Source organism: Rhodococcus sp. 1163, from assembly GCF_002091985.1.
In the GTDB taxonomy this organism is placed as follows: Bacteria; Actinomycetota; Actinomycetes; order Mycobacteriales; family Mycobacteriaceae; genus Rhodococcoides.
In genome coordinates, this window is the sequence record NZ_MKKX01000033.1 from 346794 (window position 1) to 365163 (window position 18370).

At 62.2% G+C, this 18370-nt stretch carries 18 protein-coding genes; 10 read left to right on the forward strand and 8 right to left on the reverse strand.

What is annotated here, in order from left to right; translation table 11 throughout:
• Positions 1-117 precede the first annotated feature (117 nt).
• A complete protein-coding gene (locus BJD99_RS15455; protein ID WP_084348102.1) occupies positions 118-927 on the forward strand; it encodes a carbon-nitrogen hydrolase family protein in 810 nt (269 codons plus the stop codon).
• On the forward strand, positions 924-2606 hold the full coding sequence (locus BJD99_RS15460) for an NAD(P)/FAD-dependent oxidoreductase (RefSeq protein WP_084347998.1): 1683 nt from the start codon (positions 924-926) through the stop codon (positions 2604-2606). Before BJD99_RS15455 ends, BJD99_RS15460 begins: the two co-directional genes overlap by 4 nt.
• A 17-nt stretch (positions 2607-2623) precedes the next feature.
• On the opposite strand, the gene BJD99_RS15465 is transcribed toward BJD99_RS15460, so the two are convergent.
• A complete protein-coding gene (locus BJD99_RS15465) occupies positions 2624-3103 on the reverse strand; it encodes an Lrp/AsnC family transcriptional regulator (protein WP_084347999.1) in 480 nt (159 codons plus the stop codon).
• Between the two features lie 48 nt (positions 3104-3151).
• Positions 3152-4312 carry an FAD-binding oxidoreductase gene (locus BJD99_RS15470; protein WP_084348103.1) on the reverse strand — a complete coding sequence of 387 codons (1161 nt, stop codon included), beginning with the start codon at positions 4310-4312 and terminating at the stop codon, positions 3152-3154.
• An 84-nt stretch (positions 4313-4396) separates the two neighbouring features.
• Between BJD99_RS15470 and BJD99_RS15475 the strand changes: the two genes are divergently transcribed.
• Positions 4397-5176, forward strand: coding sequence for a tyrosine-protein phosphatase (locus BJD99_RS15475; protein WP_084348000.1), 780 nt, complete (start codon positions 4397-4399; stop codon positions 5174-5176).
• Positions 5177-5255: 79 nt separating this feature from the next.
• Complete coding sequence (locus BJD99_RS15480) at positions 5256-5780, forward strand: peroxiredoxin (RefSeq protein WP_084348001.1); 525 nt, start codon at positions 5256-5258, stop codon at positions 5778-5780.
• Here BJD99_RS15480 and BJD99_RS21020 read toward each other — a convergent pair.
• Complete coding sequence (locus BJD99_RS21020) at positions 5763-5900, reverse strand: hypothetical protein (RefSeq protein WP_168708277.1); 138 nt, start codon at positions 5898-5900, stop codon at positions 5763-5765. The genes BJD99_RS15480 and BJD99_RS21020 overlap by 18 nt on opposite strands.
• A 116-nt stretch (positions 5901-6016) precedes the next feature.
• Between BJD99_RS21020 and BJD99_RS15485 the strand changes: the two genes are divergently transcribed.
• On the forward strand, positions 6017-7141 hold the full coding sequence (locus BJD99_RS15485; protein ID WP_084348002.1) for a class I SAM-dependent methyltransferase: 1125 nt from the start codon (positions 6017-6019) through the stop codon (positions 7139-7141).
• Positions 7142-7145: 4 nt separating this feature from the next.
• Here BJD99_RS15485 and BJD99_RS15490 read toward each other — a convergent pair whose 3' ends face one another.
• A complete protein-coding gene (locus tag BJD99_RS15490; RefSeq protein ID WP_179142356.1) occupies positions 7146-7568 on the reverse strand; it encodes a hypothetical protein in 423 nt (140 codons plus the stop codon).
• Between the two features lie 188 nt (positions 7569-7756).
• Between BJD99_RS15490 and BJD99_RS15495 the strand changes: the two genes are divergently transcribed.
• On the forward strand, positions 7757-8605 hold the full coding sequence (locus BJD99_RS15495) for a Bax inhibitor-1/YccA family protein (protein ID WP_084348004.1): 849 nt from the start codon (positions 7757-7759) through the stop codon (positions 8603-8605).
• Between the two features lie 75 nt (positions 8606-8680).
• Here BJD99_RS15495 and BJD99_RS15500 read toward each other — a convergent pair whose 3' ends face one another.
• Together BJD99_RS15500 and BJD99_RS15505 are read right to left on the reverse strand one after the other, a co-directional pair.
• Complete coding sequence (locus BJD99_RS15500) at positions 8681-9901, reverse strand: acetyl-CoA C-acetyltransferase (protein WP_084348005.1); 1221 nt, start codon at positions 9899-9901, stop codon at positions 8681-8683.
• A gap of 69 nt (positions 9902-9970) precedes the next feature.
• Positions 9971-10933 carry an SGNH/GDSL hydrolase family protein gene (locus BJD99_RS15505; RefSeq protein WP_084348006.1) on the reverse strand — a complete coding sequence of 321 codons (963 nt, stop codon included), beginning with the start codon at positions 10931-10933 and terminating at the stop codon, positions 9971-9973.
• 108 nt (positions 10934-11041) lie between these two features.
• Here BJD99_RS15505 and BJD99_RS15510 point away from each other — a divergent pair, with 108 nt between their 5' ends.
• Positions 11042-12427: a cystathionine beta-synthase gene (locus tag BJD99_RS15510; protein ID WP_084348104.1), complete on the forward strand. Its 1386-nt coding sequence runs from the start codon at positions 11042-11044 to the stop codon at positions 12425-12427.
• Positions 12428-12485: 58 nt separating this feature from the next.
• Here the strand turns inward: BJD99_RS15510 and BJD99_RS15515 are convergent, their stop codons facing one another.
• Positions 12486-13673, reverse strand: coding sequence for an acyl-CoA dehydrogenase family protein (locus BJD99_RS15515; RefSeq protein ID WP_256895777.1), 1188 nt, complete (start codon positions 13671-13673; stop codon positions 12486-12488).
• A gap of 122 nt (positions 13674-13795) precedes the next feature.
• On the opposite strand from BJD99_RS15515, the gene BJD99_RS15520 reads away from it, so the two are divergent.
• Genes BJD99_RS15520 through BJD99_RS15530 form a run of 3 tightly spaced genes read left to right on the forward strand, consistent with a single transcriptional unit; the run spans position 13796 to position 17122 of the window.
• Positions 13796-15001 carry a cystathionine gamma-synthase gene (locus BJD99_RS15520; protein WP_084348008.1) on the forward strand — a complete coding sequence of 402 codons (1206 nt, stop codon included), beginning with the start codon at positions 13796-13798 and terminating at the stop codon, positions 14999-15001.
• Positions 15002-15009: 8 nt separating this feature from the next.
• Positions 15010-15780, forward strand: coding sequence for a glutamate racemase (locus tag BJD99_RS15525; protein ID WP_084348009.1), 771 nt, complete (start codon positions 15010-15012; stop codon positions 15778-15780).
• Between the two features lie 58 nt (positions 15781-15838).
• Entirely contained in the window at positions 15839-17122 is a 1284-nt protein-coding gene (locus BJD99_RS15530; RefSeq protein WP_143542183.1) for an MFS transporter, read from the forward strand.
• Between the two features lie 29 nt (positions 17123-17151).
• Here BJD99_RS15530 and BJD99_RS15535 read toward each other — a convergent pair whose 3' ends face one another.
• On the reverse strand, positions 17152-18207 hold the full coding sequence (locus BJD99_RS15535; protein ID WP_084348010.1) for a ferredoxin--NADP reductase: 1056 nt from the start codon (positions 18205-18207) through the stop codon (positions 17152-17154).
• Positions 18208-18370: the final 163 nt, after the last annotated feature.

Genomic DNA, 18370 nt, shown 5'->3' on the forward strand with positions numbered 1-18370 from the left:
TCGTTGGTCGGATAATTGTCGATAGCGCTATGTTGCCCGGCCGTGCCTCGTTGGCGCACGATTATCGAACAAGCGCGCCTGCCGGCCGTACGCGAAACCTGCGGAAAGGACCAGCCGATGACTACCGCGGTACGAGTGTCGCTGTTTCAAGGCCCCGAACTGGCAGGCGACGTCGAGGCCAACCTCGCTGCCGTATCGCGCGCGGCCACTGCCGCGGCGGACGCAGGAGCGGCGATGCTCGTCACTCCCGAGATGTCGGCGACAGGCTACGACGTCGGACGTCTCGTAGAAGAACGTGCCGAGGCGCCGGACGGGCCGATCTTCGATGCCGTCGCCGAGATCGCCCGACGCTCCGGTCTCGTTGTGGTGTACGGGTATCCGGAGCGGAGCGAGGCAGGAATCTACGATTCGGTACAGGTAGTGGGTAGCGACGGATCAACCATGGCTCGGTATCGCAAGACGCATCTGTTCGGAGAGCTCGATCGTGGGCACTTCGTTCCAGGCGACGAACTGGTCGTGCAGTTTCACTTCGGCGGGTTGACCTGCGGACTTCTGACCTGCTACGACGTCGAATTCCCTGAAGCAGTTCGTGCACACGCTGATGCAGGAACCGAATGGTTGATCGTCCCGACTGGGCTGATGCACCCGTTCGACATGGTTGCCACACATGTCGTACCTACTCGGGCCTATGAAAGTCAGCTGTTCCTCACCTACGTGAATCGGTGTGGAATCGAGGGCGATCTGCAGTACTGCGGTCTCACCTGTGCCATAGCGCCCGACGGATCCGAACTCGGCCGTGCCGGCCGCGGGGAGGCGCTTGTCACGGTCGATATCGATCCCGGTGTACGTGCCACGTCGCGGGAGATCAATACCCACCTGGGCGATCGGAGACACGACCTCTACCAGGATGGGAAGAGTGGCAGGTGAGCACCCCCGTCAGCCCGGACAGCACCGCCGAAGACGACCACGAGTTGCCGCTGACCATGTTCGGTCCGGACTTTCCGTTTGCGTACGACGACTATCTGTCCCACCCGCACGGACTCGGCTCGGTGCCCGAATCGGCATACGGAACCGAGGTAGCAGTGATCGGTGGCGGTCTCGCGGGCATGGTCGCCGCGTACGAACTGATGAGAATCGGACTGAAACCGATTGTCTACGAGTCGGATCAGATCGGCGGTCGTATGCGGTCGGTGAAGTTCGAAGGCCACCACGGAGTGGTGGCCGAAATGGGCGCAATGCGATTTCCTCCTTCGTCGACTGCGCTGTTCCACTATCTGGATGCAATGGGTCTGCACACCGAGCCGTTCCCCAATCCGCTTGCCGAGGTCACCCCGAGCACCGTGATCGACCTCAAGGGTGTCAGTTACTACGCGCGCAGTCTCGACGATCTGCCCTCGGTGTTCGGCGAGGTTGCGCGAGCCTGGCAGCGCACTCTGGAGCAGTATGCCGAACTGGTTCCCCTCCAGCGGGCGATTCGGGCGCGGGACACCCACGAGATCAAGCGGCTGTGGAACGAGATCGTAGTGCGGTTGGACGATCAGACATTCTACGGTTTTCTGGCCGAGTCCGAGCACTTCGGATCCTTCCGTCTGCGAGAACTGTTCGGGCAGGTCGGTTTCGGCACCGGCGGGTGGGACACCGACTACCCCAACTCCATCCTGGAAATCCTTCGGGTCGTGGTGACCGCAGCGGACGACCACCATCGCGGCATCGTCGGTGGCGCTCAACAACTACCCCAACGACTGTGGACAAACGCAGCACACTCGGCACACTGGCCGGTGGGCACCACGGTCGCGTCGCTGAACGGAGAGACGCCGAGTCCGCGGGTGACCGAATTACGACGCGTCGCCGGTGCGGTGGTGGTGCACGACAGCGAAGGGGGAGTCCGGGCCTACCAGTCGACAGTGGTGACCGCTCAGTCGTGGATGTTGCTGAGCAACATCGAATGTGACGACGATCTGCTTCCCATCGACCATTGGACGGCCGTCGAGCGGACGCATTACATGGGTTCGACCAAGGTGTTCGTGCTCGTGGACCGCCCGTTCTGGAAGGACAAGGACCCGCTCACCGGCCGCGACATCGTCAGTATGACGCTGACGGATCGGATGAGTCGGGGGACGTATCTGCTCGATCAGGGGGAGGGCAAACCGGGCTTGATCTGCCTCTCGTACACGTGGTCGGATGATTCCCTGAAGTTGTTGGCGCTGGGCCCGGTCGAGCGGATGAACATCATGCTTCGTTCTCTGGAGGGCATCTACCCGGGCGTCGACTTCCGAAGTCACATCATCGGAGATCCCGTCACTTTGTCGTGGGAGACCGAGCGGGACTTCATGGGAGCCTTCAAGGCCAATCTGCCTGGCCACTATCGTTATCAGGAGCGATTGTTCTCGCATTTCGTTCAGGACGATTTCGATGAGCGGCATCGTGGAATCTTTTTGGCCGGAGACGACATTTCGTGGACCGCGGGGTGGGCGGAAGGTGCGATCCAGACGGCACTCAATGCGGTGTGGGGAGTGGTGCATCATCTCGGCGGTGGAACAGCGAAAACAAATCCGGGCCCGGGAGATGTGTTCGGTGGTATTGCGCCACTTCGATTGGGAGACTGAGAGATAGGGGGAAGTGCTCAGCTGCGCGGCGTGGTGGCGGCGCGATTCAGTAGAGGCCGGGTGCGATACGGAATCAGTTCGCTCATTGCGATGGACATGTTGGTGCGTTCCACTCCCGGAATCTTCAGTATCAGTCCGGCGACGCGGTACAGATCATCGGCATCGACCGCGGCTATTCGAATGTGCATGTCCGAGGCGCCCGACAGTCCGAAGACCTCGAGTACCTCCTCAATGGTGCGGAGATGATCGGTGACCTCGGCGAGTTTGTGCTGATCGACACGGGTGGTCACGAAAGCCTGCAATGCGTACCCGAGACTTCTCGGACGCACCCGATGATCGATGGAGGTGAGAGCGTCCTTCTCTTCCCAGCGAGTCAACCGAGCTTGCACAGTGTTCCGTGAGATTCCTAGATCTCCCGCAAGTTCTACGCCTGTGGCGCGTGGACGATCGCACAACGCGAGCAACAAACGGGCATCCGTTCTGTCCAGATCGGTCATGCAGTCCACGATATGCGGAGTCCACGGCGTAGGCGCCGAAAGGAGCGCTCAGGCATCGATTGGGGCAGCGAAGTCGCGACCAGGGGCGAGATCCGCTGCGGCCAGACCGCGATCGACGACATCGGACGGCAGATCCGCCCCTCTGACCAGTGCAGCTCCGACACGCGAAAGGGCCGAACACGTCTGGATGCCGTAACCGCCCTGTCCCGCACACCAGAAGAAACCGTCGACCCGCGGGTCGAATCCGACTACCGGCGTCCGATCCGAGACGAAGGTCCGAAGGCCGGCCCAGGACGATCGCACGTGGCGGGTCGTCAGCGTCGTCGTCTCGTGTATGGCGTCGAGGGCACGAGCGATTTCGAGATCGTCCGGCCGTGCATCGCTGGGTTCCACCGGTGTCTCATCGGCGGGCGAGCAGAGCAGTTGATCACCCTCGGGCTTGATATAGAAGGACTCGTCGATGTCGCTGAGCGTGGGGAGCGCGTTCGTATCCAGCTCTTCCGGGACGCCGATCATGAAGATCGTTCGACGTAGCGGCCGTAGTCCCGATCGCTGCGCTCCGGCAAGAATGGCGACCGAATCTGCCCAGGCTCCAGCAGCATTCACGACGACCTCGGCCCGACGGACTGTCCCGTCGCGCGAAGTCACGTGCCAGATCCCTTCCCGGCGTCGCAGGTTCACGACGCCGCTGTCGGTCTCGACATGGCCACCGCGCTTGCGCAGGCCGCGGAGAAAACCCTGGTGCAGGGCGTGCACGTCGATTTCCATCGAACCAGGCTCGTGGAGTGCGAGATCGATGTGATCGGACCGTAGCGGTGGGAACAGATCATGGGCGTCACGAGAAGAAACGAGTTGCGCGTTCGGTGTCAGCGATCGGACTTGTTCGAACATGGACTCGAGGACCGCACCGCGCCCGCGGGCAGCGAACTGCAGTAACGAACGAGGAGAAAGCAGTTCACTTTCGAAATGCACCGGTGGTTCGAGGAGGAAAGCTCTGCTCGCACTCGTCAACGCTCGAATCGTCTTGTTGCCGTAGGTTTCGAGGAACAATGCGGCCGAACGTCCAGTGGTATGGAAAGCAAGCGTCGACTCCTGCTCGAGAAGGCACACCGTACGGTCGGACGCGAGTTCATAGCCGATCGATACGCCTCCGATACCGCCCCCGATGATGATTACCTCGTAGGTCCGGACTTCGAAGTTCGATGCCATACCTGCTGACGCTACCGCCCGACCGAGTTCCACGTCCGGACTGCGAGAATGTGACCGGTCCGAGGCATTGGTTATGGTCGTGGAATGCGAGAAGCGAGCACAAACGATCAGTTTCAGCTGTCGGGCGCATGGAACTTTCGGGACGTCGGCGGGGCACGGACAGCAGACGGACTCGAAGTGCGTCGCGGATTGCTCTACCGGTCGTCGGAACTGACTCGGCTCGATGCTCGAGGACACGAAGAGCTGACCCGGCTCGGGGTAAGGCAGGTCTTCGACCTGCGGGGTGAGACGGAGATCGAGAGAAGCGGAACCGACCGCGTTCCAGGCAACGTTCGTGTGTACAACGTTCCCTACGACAACCACAAGGGCGAAAAGGCCCCACATGAGTCGAGAATCACTGCGAGCGAGGACGCCCAACTCGACTACATGATGCGCGCCTATACCTCCTATGCGTCGCTCGAGGGCGCTCGTATCGCCATACGGAGCGTCGTCACGGCGCTGGGGACCGGCGAAGGACCGGTGTTGGTGCATTGTGCGGCAGGCAAGGATCGGGCTGGTTGGACTATTGCGACGGTGCTTCGCGCTGCCGGAGTCGAAGACACGCACATCGTTGCCGACTACCTACGCAGCAATGCCGCCGTCGATTCCCTACGTGCTCACGTGCTGGCGAGTGTGGCAGCTCACGAAGGCAGTGCGCCGATCGAACTGTCCGATGCTCTTCTCGGGGTGACAGAGCGGTACTACCGGCACGGACTGGAGGCCGTCGAGCAAGTGCACGGATCTTTCGATGGATACCTCGACGCGATCGGAATCGACGGAGACGACCTCCTCAGGCTCCGATCGACGTTGCTCGTCGGAGCCTGAAGGCAGTTTCAACGCGCTCGAATTGAAATTTGTACTGCTTCTCGACCGATGTGCAGGGAGGTCACGTAGCCTCGTTGTCATGCGTACTGGCGATATCGCGCCGGATTTTCGACTCCCCGACCATCTGGGGAACGTCCGGAGCCTGAGTAAACTGCTGGTCGACGGCCCGGTGGTGCTTTTCTTCTACCCGGCTGCCACCAGCCCCGTATGCACCGCAGAGGCGTGTCATTTCAGAGATCTCGGGGGTGCATTCGAGTCGTTCGGCGCTCAGCGAGTCGGAATCAGCACCGACACCACCGGTAAACAGTCGCACTTTGCGCTGCAACGCTCGTTCGACTATCCAATGCTCGCCGATACCGACGGTGCGGTGGCCGAGCAATTTGGGGTGCGTCGCGGAGGGCCACTCGCAAGGCTGAGACGAAGGAAGGACATCGGTCGGGGTAGGTCACACTCGGCGCGATTTTCGATGATCCGTCAGTTGCTGTCGGTCAAGCGGACAACATTTGTTATCGACACGAATCAGGTGGTCAGGCTGGTGGTCAGGAGCGAACGCTCACATGTCCACGCTGACAAGTCCTTGGACTATCTACGCTATTTGTCCTGACGGGGTCTCGCCGCTGAACAGTGTGGTGTAGACAGCAGGCTTCTTGTTTTCGGCAGGTGCATCATCCGACGCGTCTTCCACGTGGCTGAACAGCGCTTCGATCTTTTTCGGTTGTTCCATTCGACGAGCATGCTCCCGATCCGCCGAAAATGCCATTCGGGCGCGCTGATGACGTGTCGAAATTATTGACGTTCAACGTGTTTGGATATGCATTCCAGGGGTGAAACACTGGTCGGATGCACGAATTGGAATCCGTCCTCGCCGGACTACGGCGATTTCCCGACACCGAAGCGCCCAACCTCTTTGCCGTAGACCCCACAGATCGTCTGTTGCTCGACTCGGTACCTGCTGCGCTGCCGGTGGGCCCTGGCGTGCAGATTGCGGTTGTCGGTGACCGCTACGGCGCCCTGACTCTCGGCGCCGCTGTGCAGTTCGGGGCCACCGGAATTCGAGTACATCAGGACTCGTCGACCAGTGAGGCAGCCTTGGCACGTAATGCCGCAGCGGTAGGACTGTCGGAGGTGTACGGCAACTTCTCGCTGGGTGAGGACCTCCTGCAGACTGCTGACGTCGTCCTGTTGCAACTGCCCCGCAGCGTCGCCGAGCTGACCGAGGTGATCGAAGTCATCGCCGCATACGCGCCGAACGACGTGCTGGTCCTTGCCGGTGGTCGCGACAAACACATGTTCCCGGCGATGAACGACATTCTGCGGAAGAATTTCGAGACGTTCAGCGCGGGACGGGGTAGGCAGAAGTCGCGGGTGTTGTCCGCGGCGACACCGATTCGTTCGACGTCGCGTACGTACCCGGTCACTCAGGCATTGGAAGACGTCGGCTTGACGGTGGTTGCCCACGGTGCTGTGTTCGCCGGGTCAACACTCGACATCGGAACACGTTTCCTTCTCGAGCACGAGAGAAAAATGAAACGCGATGCGCAAGTTGTCGTCGATCTCGGTTGTGGCACAGGAATTGTCGCGTGCATGCTCGCGCGTGAGCGCGAGGGAGTTCGCGTGCTGGCCACCGATCGCTCGACGGCGGCCGTCGATTCCGCCCGCGCGACGGCCGAGGCGAACGGCCTTGCCGTAGAGGTCCTTCGGGACGACGCCATGGCTACGCTGGAAGACGATTCGGTAGACCTCATCGTATGCAACCCGCCCTTTCACGAGGGCGCGGCAGTGCACACCGGTGGGGCCGAGAAGCTCTTCGCCGCAGCCGGTCGGGTTCTGCGGCCCGGCGGTGAATTGTGGACCGTATACAACTGGCACTTGAACTATCGGGCTGCGCTCGCGAAGGCTGTCGGGCCGACCGAGGTGAAGGGAAAGAACAAAAAGTTCACCGTTACTCGGTCGACCGTCGCCTGATCGGCTAGGTGACGGGGCCGCCGTCTTCAGGGGTCCCGTCGATCTGTCCGCGATTACGCCCGAGATCCTCGATCAAGGTTCCTTCGACGATCTCGGCCTGTCGCTGACCGTCCGCGTAGTCGATATCGGGATCCTCGTCCGATTCGAGGATCACATGGTCGACCAGTTCCTCGGTCAACTCTGCGTCGGGAGTTTCGGCAACCGAACGTGCCTCGGGTTCCAGAGCGATGTCCGGTTCTTCTTCGGACAACTTCTCCTCCAAGCTTTCACCTTCGAGAGCTTCTTCGGCGGTGGTCCCGAACTTGTCTGCCTCGCTCCAGTGGTCCGGTGCGTCCACGACCGTATCGCCGTCGTCGTTGCGCAGTTCGTCAGAGTCCAAGCTTTCGCTCTGATCGAGGGTCTGTCCGGGTCCGTCTTCGATGCTCATGCACTCCATACTGCACGGCTGAATTTGCCGCTTGTGCGAGCGGCCCACCGTGCGGGCCGGTAAAGTCCGAATTGTCCGAACGTATCGGGTCCGACTGGGAACTTTTGTCCGGATGTGGAACGTTCTTCATATAAGTGCCCGGGGATTTCCTCGCGGTCTGCTCGATACGACGAAGGGAAAGAGACACGGTGCGCACCTCCAGCAACCCGGTGTTCCGCAACCTGCCCAAGCAGGAGGGCGGCGGATACGCCACTTTCGGCACTGCGACGGCTGGTGCCTCGCAGGCCACACAGCAGTTCGGGCAGCCGGGTACGCAGCCTGAGCCGTACCGGACGGGTCCCACCACGCGGGCGATGACGATCGACGATGTCGTCACCAAGACGGGCATCACACTCGGTGTGCTGTCGATCACCGCGATCATCTCGTACCTGCTCGTCGACAGCAACACCGACCTGGCCGCACCGTTCGTCATCGGTGGCGGACTCGTCGGCCTCGGTCTCGTGTTGTTCGCGACGTTCGGCCGCAAAATGGACAACAAGGCGATAGTGCTGGCCTACGCGGTAGCCGAGGGTTTCTTCCTGGGTGCGTTGTCCTTCATGTTCACGAGCATCGAATTCGGGGGTGTGGGCGGTAGCACTCTCATCGCCCAGGCGGTCCTCGGCACGTTCGGCGTCTTCTTCGGCATGTTGGTGGTCTACAAGACCGGCGCTATCCGGGTCACCCCGCGATTGACGCGGATGATCGTCGGCGCTCTCATCGGCGTCGTAGTGCTGGCGCTGGGCAACCTGGTGGCGAGCTTCTTCACCGCAGGCGGACTGGGTCTGCGCGACGGTGGCACTGTTGCCATCATCTTCAGCCTCGTCTGCATCGGTATCGCGGCGTTCAGCTTCCTGCTCGATTTCGATCAGGCCGATCAGTTGATCCGCGCACAGGCTCCCGAGAAGGCAGCGTGGGGTGTTGCTCTCGGATTGACCATCACCTTGGTCTGGCTCTACGTCGAAATCTTGCGTCTGTTGAGCTACTTCAACAACGACTAGTACTCATGAGAAAGGCCCCGCACTCCACTGGAGTGCGGGGCCTTTCTCATGTAAGTGGAAACCGGGACGTCTCGATCAGCTGAGGCGTTCGAGAACCATTGCCATTCCCATGCCGCCGCCGACACACATGGTCTCGACGCCGAATGTCTTGTCCTGCGTCTTCAGGTTGTTCAGCAGCGTCGTGGTGATGCGAGCACCGGTCATCCCGAAGGGGTGTCCGATGGCGATAGCGCCACCGGAGATGTTGAGCTTGTCGTGATCGATGCCGAGATCGCGCGCGGATCCGAGAACCTGGACCGCGAACGCCTCGTTGATCTCGAAGAGGTCGATGTCGGAGATCGACATTCCGGCGATCGAGAGCGCCTTGCGGGTGGCTTCGATCGGGCCGAGACCCATGATCTCGGGCGAGGTACCGGTGACACCCGTGGAAACGATGCGTGCGAGCGGCGTCAGACCGAGCGCCTTTGCCTTCGTATCACTCATGATCACCAGTGCGGCCGCACCATCGTTGAGCGGGCAAGCATTGCCTGCGGTGATGGTTCCGTTCGGACGGAATACCGGCTTGAGCTGACTGATCTTCTCGTAGGTCGTCCCTGCACGCGGGCCGTCGTCCGTCGAGACGACGGTGCCGTCGGGTAGCGTGACCGGGGTGATTTCACGCTCGAAGAAGCCGCTGGCGATGGCTTCCTCGGCACGATTCTGGCTTCGCACGCCCCAGTGATCCTGGTCCTCGCGGCTGATGCCGGTGACGAGCGCAACGTTCTCGGCGGTCTGGCCCATCGCGATGTACGCGTCGGGGAGGTCGCCGTTCTCGCGGGGATCGGTCCAGCTGTCCGCGCCCTCTTCCTGCGCCTTCTTGGTGCGTGCCTCGGCATCGGCGAAGAGCAGGTTGTGGCTCTGCGGAAGAGAATCGGAATTGCCGTGAACGAAGCTCGAAACACTCTCGACGCCTGCAGAGATGAAGACATCTCCTTCGCCGGCCTTGATCGCGTGCATGGCCATGCGAGTGGTCTGCAGCGAAGAAGAACAGTAGCGGGTGATGGTCGTACCGGGCAGCGAGTCGTAACCGAGAAGAACAGCGACGATCCGCGCGAGGTTGTTGCCCTGCATTCCGCCGGGAAGGCCACAGCCGAGGAGCAGGTCATCGATGTCGGTCGGGTCGAGCTCGGGAACCTTGGCGAGTGCTGCGGCCACCATCTGCACGGTCAAGTCATCGGAACGAATGTCCTTGAGCGAGCCCTTCATCGCGCGGCCGATAGGTGAACGAGCGGTACTGACGATTACTGCCTCTGGCATGAAATCTCCTTTGTTGGCTGCTGACTGCGAGAACTGCGCAAGCAGGCATTGGATGCTTCGAACATATCGCTAGCCGTTCTGTGCCTCTATTTCGGCACCTCGACGGCGCAGAAACCTTTCGATCGACGCGGTTGCCCGAGGCCCGAACCTGCGAGACTCTACTGCCGCGGATACCTCGGGGAGCTGGGGTAGTGGTCCGCCGTGCCATTCGCCGAGCGCGGCCGCCAGGACAGGAAGCAACTGACGTGCCGCGAGTTCGTAACCCGCCGCCGACGGGTGGAAACGATCGGCCGAGAACATGGTCTCCGGCGCGGCAAGAAACTCCGGCGCGAGCAGATCTGCCAAAGCGACGGGATGACCGCCGGCAGAGAGGGTAGCCGCGCTCTGTGCGCGAGCGAGTCGAAGGCCCCAGTTCCGCACGACGGTGCGCAGCGGTTGCGGAATGGCTGTGACGACTCCCAGGTCTGGACACGTCCCCACCACCACCACAGTTCCTTGCGCGGTCAGGCGTCCCACGGCGTCGCCGAGTCGCGTCGCCGAGGCGCTGATCGAGAACTTCTTGGTGACATCGTTGGCGCCGATGAGAATGACAACGGCGTCGGGCGCAGGACCGGCGACGAACATCGCGTCGACCTGACCTTCGAGGCCTTTCGATGTTGCACCCGCAAGTGCTTTGGTACTCAGTCTTATTCGTTTGTCCGTCTCCTCGGCCAAACCGCGGGCCACGAGGACACCGGGCACCTCCTCCGCGACGGCGCACCCGACGCCTGCAGCAGTGGAGTCGCCGAAGACCATCAGGTGAATATCGGCCGAAATTCCGGGCCGCCAGCGCTGCGGGGTCGGTGATGCTGCGGTGTAGACGCCGTCGGCCTCGGGAGGTTTGGTCATGGTTCTCCCGATGACGCCTCGCGCGGAACTCGCCTGGGACATCAGAGCTTTGTACGCAGCCCAGGATGCGGTGCCGGCGGAGGAGCCTGCCAATACGGTCGCGGCCCCTGCTTTGGCGGCGGTTTGCCATCGATTCACAGGCACTCGAGGTCCTTTTCTTTCTGCGCCATGCCGTCCATCGTATGCAACGAACCACACGTGCCTCGGTGGTACCGAGAAGCCGCCCGTGGTGGCGTCTGGGAAGATAGAGATATGCGCATTGCTCAGCACGTCACCGAACTGATCGGCAACACTCCGTTGGTCAAGCTCTCCTCCGTTGTCGGCGGCAACGCGGGGACGGTTGCAGCCAAGATCGAATACCTCAACCCCGGTGGTTCGTCGAAGGACCGCATCGCAGTCAAGATGATCGACGCGGCAGAAGCGTCAGGCGAATTGAAGCCGGGCGGCACCATCATCGAGCCCACGTCCGGCAACACCGGCATCGGCCTCGCTCTCGTTGCTCAGCAACGTGGATACAAGTGCGTGTTCGTCTGCCCGGACAAGGTCGGCGAAGAAAAACGCAACGTCCTGCGCGCCTACGGCGCCGAGGTCGTGGTCTGCCCGACCGCCGTCGCACCCGAGGACCCGAACAGCTACTACAGCGTCTCCGACCGTCTCGTGCAGGAAATCGACGGCGGCTGGAAGCCGAATCAGTACGCAAACCCTGCCGGCCCGCAGTCTCACTACGAGACCACCGGACCCGAGATCTGGGCCGATACAGACGGCAAGATCACTCACTTCGTTGCGGGAGTAGGTACCGGCGGCACCATCTCCGGAACAGGCAAGTACCTCAAGGAGATGTCCGGCGGCAAGGTCAAGGTCGTCGGCGTCGACCCTGAAGGGTCGGTCTACTCCGGCGGTACCGGCCGTCCGTACCTCGTCGAGGGCGTGGGCGAGGACTTCTGGCCGACCGCGTACGACCCGTCGATCCCCGACGAAATCATCGCGGTATCCGATGCGGACTCGTTCGACATGACACGACGGTTGGCTCGGGAAGAGGGCCTGCTGGTCGGCGGATCCTGCGGCATGGCAGTGGTAGCTGCGATCAAGGTTGCCGAGCGTGAAGGCCCCGATGCGCTCGTCGTCGTGCTGTTGCCCGATGGTGGCCGCGGTTACCTGGCAAAGATCTTCAACGACGACTGGATGTCTTCCTACGGGTTCCTGCGCTCACGTCTCGACGGCAAGACCGATGAACCGTCGGTCGGCGATGTCCTGCGCGGCAAGTCCGGTGCGCTACCGGCCCTGGTACACACGCATCCGTCCGAGACCGTCCGCGACGCCATCGAAATTCTCCGTGAATACGGTGTCTCGCAGATGCCCGTCGTCGGCGCCGAGCCGCCCGTCATGGCCGGCGAGGTTGCAGGCAGCGTCACCGAACGCGATCTGCTCAGTGCAGTTTTCGAAGGACGCGCGACACTCGCCGACCCGGTGGCCAAGCATATGAGCGAGCCGTTCCCGCTCATCGGAGCAGGCGAGCACGTATCCGACGCGACGAAGGCGTTGGGGGAGACCGATGCCCTCATGGTGGTCGAAGAAGGCAAGCCGGTCGGCGTCATCACCCGCCACGATCTTCTCGGATTCCTCAGCAAGGGTGCCTAGCCCCACGTGAGTGGAATTTCCCGACTAGGGCAGATTCCACTCACGTGTGCCCGAGCGCCTATCGGACCGCGCTCGACCCGGTCAGCGCCTGGCCCACCACCAACTGATGTACCTCGGAAGTGCCCTCGTAGGTGAGGACGGACTCGAGGTTGTTGGCGTGCCGTAGCACCGGGTACTCCAGCGTGATTCCGTTGGCGCCCAAAATCGTTCGACATTCGCGAGCGATCTTGATCGCCTCTCGCGCGTTGTTGAGTTTACCGACCGATACTTGCTCACCGCGCAGTTCGCCCTTGTCCTTCAGGCGCCCGAGGTGGAGTGCGAGGAGTTGACCCTTGCCGAGCTCCAGGGCCATGTTCGCAAGCTTTGCCTGGGTCAGCTGGTAGGCGGCCAGGGGCTTGTCGAACACCTCTCGGGTTTGGGCATACTCGATCGCCGATTCCATGCAATCGCGCGCCGCTCCCATCGCGCCGAAAATGATGCCGAAGCGTGCCTCGTTGAGGCACCCGAGCGGGCCGCTGAGCCCGCGGGCCTCGGGGAGCATCGCGTCGTTGGGAAGCCTGACGTCCTCGAGCACGAGTTCACCGGTGATGGACGCGCGAAGCGACAATTTGTTCTTCACGGTGTTCGCGGTGAAGCCGGGAGTGTCCGTCGGTACGACGAAGCCGCGAATCTTGTCATCGGTCTGTGCCCAGACGACTGCGACATCGGCGATCGGGCCGTTGGTGATCCACATCTTGCTGCCGTTGAGGATCCAGTCGTTACCGTCTTTTTTCGCTCTGGTCCTCATGCCGCTGGGGTTCGAGCCGAAGTCCGCCTCGGTCAACCCGAAGCAACCGATGCTCGACCCCTCGGCCATCGACGGGAGCCACTGCTGCTTCTGCTCCTCGGAGCCGAACTTCCAGATCGCGAACATCGCCAGCGAACCTTGCACAGAGACAAGGCTGCGAATCCCGGAGTCCATCGCTTCGAGTTCCATACAGGCCAATCCGTATGCAGTCGCAGAGGTTCCAGCGCAGCCGTAGCCCTCCAGGTGCATCCCGAGCAAGCCGAGTGCGCCCAGTTCCTTGGCAAGCTCGCGAGCGGGGACAGTGCCCGCCTCGTACCATTCCGCCAAGTGCGGGCGGATGCGCTCGTTGCCCAACTTGCGGACCGTCTCGCGAATCTGACGTTCTTCGGAGTCCAGGAGAGAATCGAGCGCGAACAGTTCTTCGACGCTCTGCGAGCTGTGGGGTGTCGAGTCGGCCACGATGTGCCTCGTTTCTTCCGGCGGTGTTCTCCGCTGGCTTGGATGAGTGTTGCCGCCGAAAATTTCGTGCGGCTGAGTCTCCCGCAGGCTACCCATTTCCTGCACCTATTAGTCTGGAAGCCATGAGTGAGCAGCGCAGCAAGGCAGACATCACGTCCGGGAGTGGAGCCAGCGGAACGACCCAGGGTGATACGCAGGGGTTTTCCACCAAGGCGGTGCACGCGGGGTACGAGCCCGATCCGTTGACCGGCGCGGTCAACGTGCCGATCTATGCAAGCTCGACGTTCGCTCAGGACGGCGTCGGCGGCATGCGCAGTGGGTTCGAGTACGCCCGTACCGGAAACCCGACGCGTCGTCCGCTCGAAGCCAACCTTGCCGCGATCGAATCCGGCACCTACGGCAGAGCGTTCTCGTCGGGCATGGCGGCCACGGACTGCCTCCTTCGTGCGACCCTGCGACCAGGTGACCACCTCGTCATCCCCAACGACGCTTACGGCGGCACCTTCCGCCTGATCGACAAGGTCTTCACCCAGTGGGGTATCGAGTACTCCGTCGCCGCGGTGTCCGATGTCGACGCCGTTCGTCAGGCGATCCGGCCGAACACCAAGCTGGTGTGGGTCGAGACGCCGACCAACCCGCTGCTCAACATCGGTGACATCGAGGCACTCGCAGAGGTCGCTCACGGCTCGAACGCGAAGTTGGTCGTGGACAATACTTTCGCCTCGCCCTACTTGCAGCAGCCGCTTGCGCTCGGTGCAGACGTCGTGCTGCATTCGACGACGAAGTACATCGGCGGACACTCCGACGTCGTCGGCGGGGCACTTATCACCGATGACGAAGAGCTCGACGCGGCCTTCGCGTTTCTGCAGAACGGGGCCGGTGGAGTGCCGGGACCGTTCGACGCGTTTCTGACTCTGCGCGGCATCAAGACGCTGGCGTTGCGAATGGAGCGTCACAGCGACAATGCCGAAACGCTCGTCGAGATGCTGAACAGTCACCCGGCGATCTCACAGGTCATTTACCCGGGACTGGCGGAACACCCTTCGCATCATGTTGCGGCAAAGCAGATGCGACGCTTCGGCGGCATGATTTCGGTGCTGCTCGGTGGCGGTCGGCAGGCGGCGCTCGACTTCTGTGCTCGCACCGAGATCTTCACCCTCGCGGAGTCCCTCGGTGGTGTCGAATCACTCATCGAACACCCCGGAGCGATGACTCACGCATCGACGGCAGGGTCGCTGCTCGAGGTTCCCGATAATCTCGTTCGCTTGTCGGTAGGTATCGAAGACGCCGCTGATCTCCTCGGCGATCTCGAGCAGGCGCTGGGCTGACACACACAGTGATAGTCGGACTGATCGACTCGGGGCTCGGCTTGCTGCCGACGGCTGCACGCTTGAGGGAGCTGCGTCCCGAGCTAGATCTGATTCTGCTGATGGATCCCGACGGGGCCCCGTGGGGCCCGAAGCCGGATGCGTGGGTGATCGATCGCGTGGTGACCGCTGCCGATCGCGCCGTGTCATCGGGAGCCGAGGTGATCGTATTGCCGTGCAACACCGCGAGCGTGACGGCCTTGGCGCATGTGCGACGCCACCTCGGTGACGCGATTCCGGTGATCGGCACTGTCCCAGCGATCAAACCCGCTGCGGCAACCAGCGATCGGATCGCGGTCTGGGCAACGGCTGCAACGACTGCCAGTCCGTATCAAGCGCGCTTGATAGCGGAGTTCGCGACAGGCCGGTCCGTCACTTCGGTCGCGTGTCACGGTCTCGCGGATTCCATCGACCGGGGCGACACGGAGGCGATCTCGGCGGCGATTCGAATTGCGGTCGCTGCCACGCCGGCAGATGTCGATGCCGTCGTTCTCGGTTGTACGCACTATCCGTTGGTATCGAACGAGATCACTGCTCTGTTGCCGGACAACGTGCTCCTGTTCGACAGCGCAGAAGCCGTTGCGCGGCAGACACTTCGGCGGATCGACGCGGCGGGCGAGATTTCTGCCGGATCGAGTGAGCTGACAGTGTTCCTCAGCGGCCGGGCAGGGGAGCTTCCGGCCAGTGCGCTTGCGCACCGCGAGGGCCGGTTATTGAGCGAACAGTCGGTCCACCAGTGAGCGAGCGGGCCGCACTTTCGGCACCGGAGACCAAGCAGGTATACCGTTAGTTAAAGCAATGATCATAGCTTTAGCGGAAGTAGGGACCTACGTGGTCAACGTCGAGTCGGACATCGCCCTTCCCCCTCGAGGACGGACACCGCGTCGACTGCCCCACGGTGTCGCGTTCTGGGTCGTAGGTCTGACCTACCTCGTAACCATGGCGACGTCGGCAGCACCGTCCCCGCTCTACCCGATCTATCAGAGCAACTGGGGCTTCTCCTCGACGACATTGACCATCGTTTTCGCGGTCTACGCGTTGGCGCTGCTCGCAGCTTTGCTCACCGTCGGGGGTCTGTCCGATCATGTAGGGCGGAAGCCGATCCTGGTGGGTTCGGTCGCTCTCCTGGTGGTCAGCCTGCTGCTCTTCATCGTGGCCGACGGCGTTGCAGGCCTGATCGCCGCGCGCATCGTGCAAGGACTCGCCGCGGGTGCCGCAATCGGCGCGATGAATGCAGCAGTAGTCGATCTCCAGCCGTCGAACACCGCTGGTCCGCTCGTGAACAGCGTCGCACCCTCACTGGGTTTGGCCTCGGGCGCGCTCGGCGCCGGATTGCTGGTGCAACTCGCCCCGGCCCCGACGGTCCTCGTGTACGCCATGCTCATCGGAGCGCTGGTAGTTCTCACTGTCGCCCTTGCGTTCCTACCCGAAACGTCCGCGCTTCGAGGAGTCGACTCGAAGCGGCATCTTGCACGTTTGGTGCTCCCGCGGATGGCGGTACCAGCCGACATCAGGACACCATTCTTGCTGATAGTCCCCGCCCTCGTCGCAACGTGGTCCTTGGGCGGATTTCATCTTTCCCTCGGTTCGTCGATCATCCGGTCGGTCTTCGGAATCGACAATCACATCATCGGCGGACTCGAAAGCTTCGCGCTCTTCTTTTCCGGATCCCTGGCCGCCGCGTTCGTGCGACATCGCACACCGCGCACCGTCATGATCGCCGGTGCCCTCGTCCTGGCAACCGGCGTGGCAATTTCTCTTGTCGCAGTGAGCACGTCGATAGTCGGGCTCTACTTCATCGGCACCGCCGTCGCAGGTGCAGGGTGGGGCAGCGCGTTTCTCGGAGCCATGCGCACGCTCGGCGCAATCGTCCCCGCAGCCGATCGTGGAAGCATGTTCGCCACGACCTTCGCCATCAGCTACTTGGCATTCAGTCTGCCCGCCGTCGTAGGAGGATTTGCCGTACACCTCTTCGGATTGGAGCAGACCGCCCTCGCGTACGGCGGATTCGTGATCCTGCTGGCCATGATCTCGGCCGTCGGATTCGGCATCACATCACGGCGCGAAAGCGGGCCTCGGTAGTTTCCCCAGCACTGACATTTCTACCGGCGTCAGAACTCGATTTTCAGGTTGTCGCTGACCGGGTGAGCTTGGCAGCCGAGGATCAAGCCCTCGGCTATGTCGTCATCGTCGAGGACTTCGCAATTGTCCATCGTCACTTCGCCGACGGAGAGGGTGCACGCGCAGGATCCGCATTCGCCCTCTCTGCAGGAGTACGGGACGTCGAGTCCGCCGGCCAGCATCACGTCCACGAGTGTCTGTTTCCGTGGCCACGAGAGAGTGTGGGTCTCGCCGTCGAGTTCGACCTCGACGGTGGCAGCCGAAGCAGTGTCGTCGTCGGTCAGTTCGATCTCGGGGGCGTCGGTGAACGGGTCCCCGGCAAGGGAGAGGAACACCTCGCTGTGCACGTTCTCGCGGGGGAACCCGCCCGAGGAGAGTGCCTTGTGCACCGCGTCCATGAAGGGCGCGGGTCCACACATGAACGCGCGGTACTCGCGGAACGGTGCTGCGAATGTTGCGAGTTGATCGACCGTCGGAATGCCCTGCAGTGATTCGAGCCAGTGCAAGACGACGAGTCGGCGGGGATATTCGGTTGCGAGAGCGCGAAGTTCTTCGGCAAAGATGACCGAGTCCCCATCGCGATTGGCGTAGAAGAGGAACACCTTGCCGGTGCCCTCTCCCAGCGCGGACTTCAGAATCGAAATCACCGGCGTGATGCCCGATCCTGCGCCGAACAGTAGGAAGTCATCGTCCAGATCGGCCGGGGTGAACCGTCCCGACGGCGGGAGCACCTCGATGGTGTCGCCGGCCTTCACGTTGTCGCATACCCAGTTGGATCCGTAGCCGTCGGACGTTCGCTTGATCGTCACCTTGGGGCGAGCGTCGCGGTGCGGCGAGCTCGCCAAGGAGTAGCACCGGGCGACAGAGCCGGTCCGGTCGCTCGGAATACGCAGCGTGAGGAACTGCCCGGGCTTGTAGGTGAATTTGTCTTTGGCGTCTTCGGGGATATCGAAGACGATCGACCGGGCGTCGGCTGATTCTTCGATTACATCCGCCACCGTGAGCAGTACGGATCTGGAACCGTGGGGCACATCGACTGTCGTCATTCGGTGGTGTCCTCTCGATCAATTGTAACGTGTTCTAGTTTAGCCATCTCGCTCCCTTGTGTCGATTTTCCACTCTCGCCTGATCGGCCGTGCAGCACCCCTACCTGCCCGATCGGATAGTTCACTATCGGCGAAGGCAGGGTTCGCATCGGTATCTGTTCAC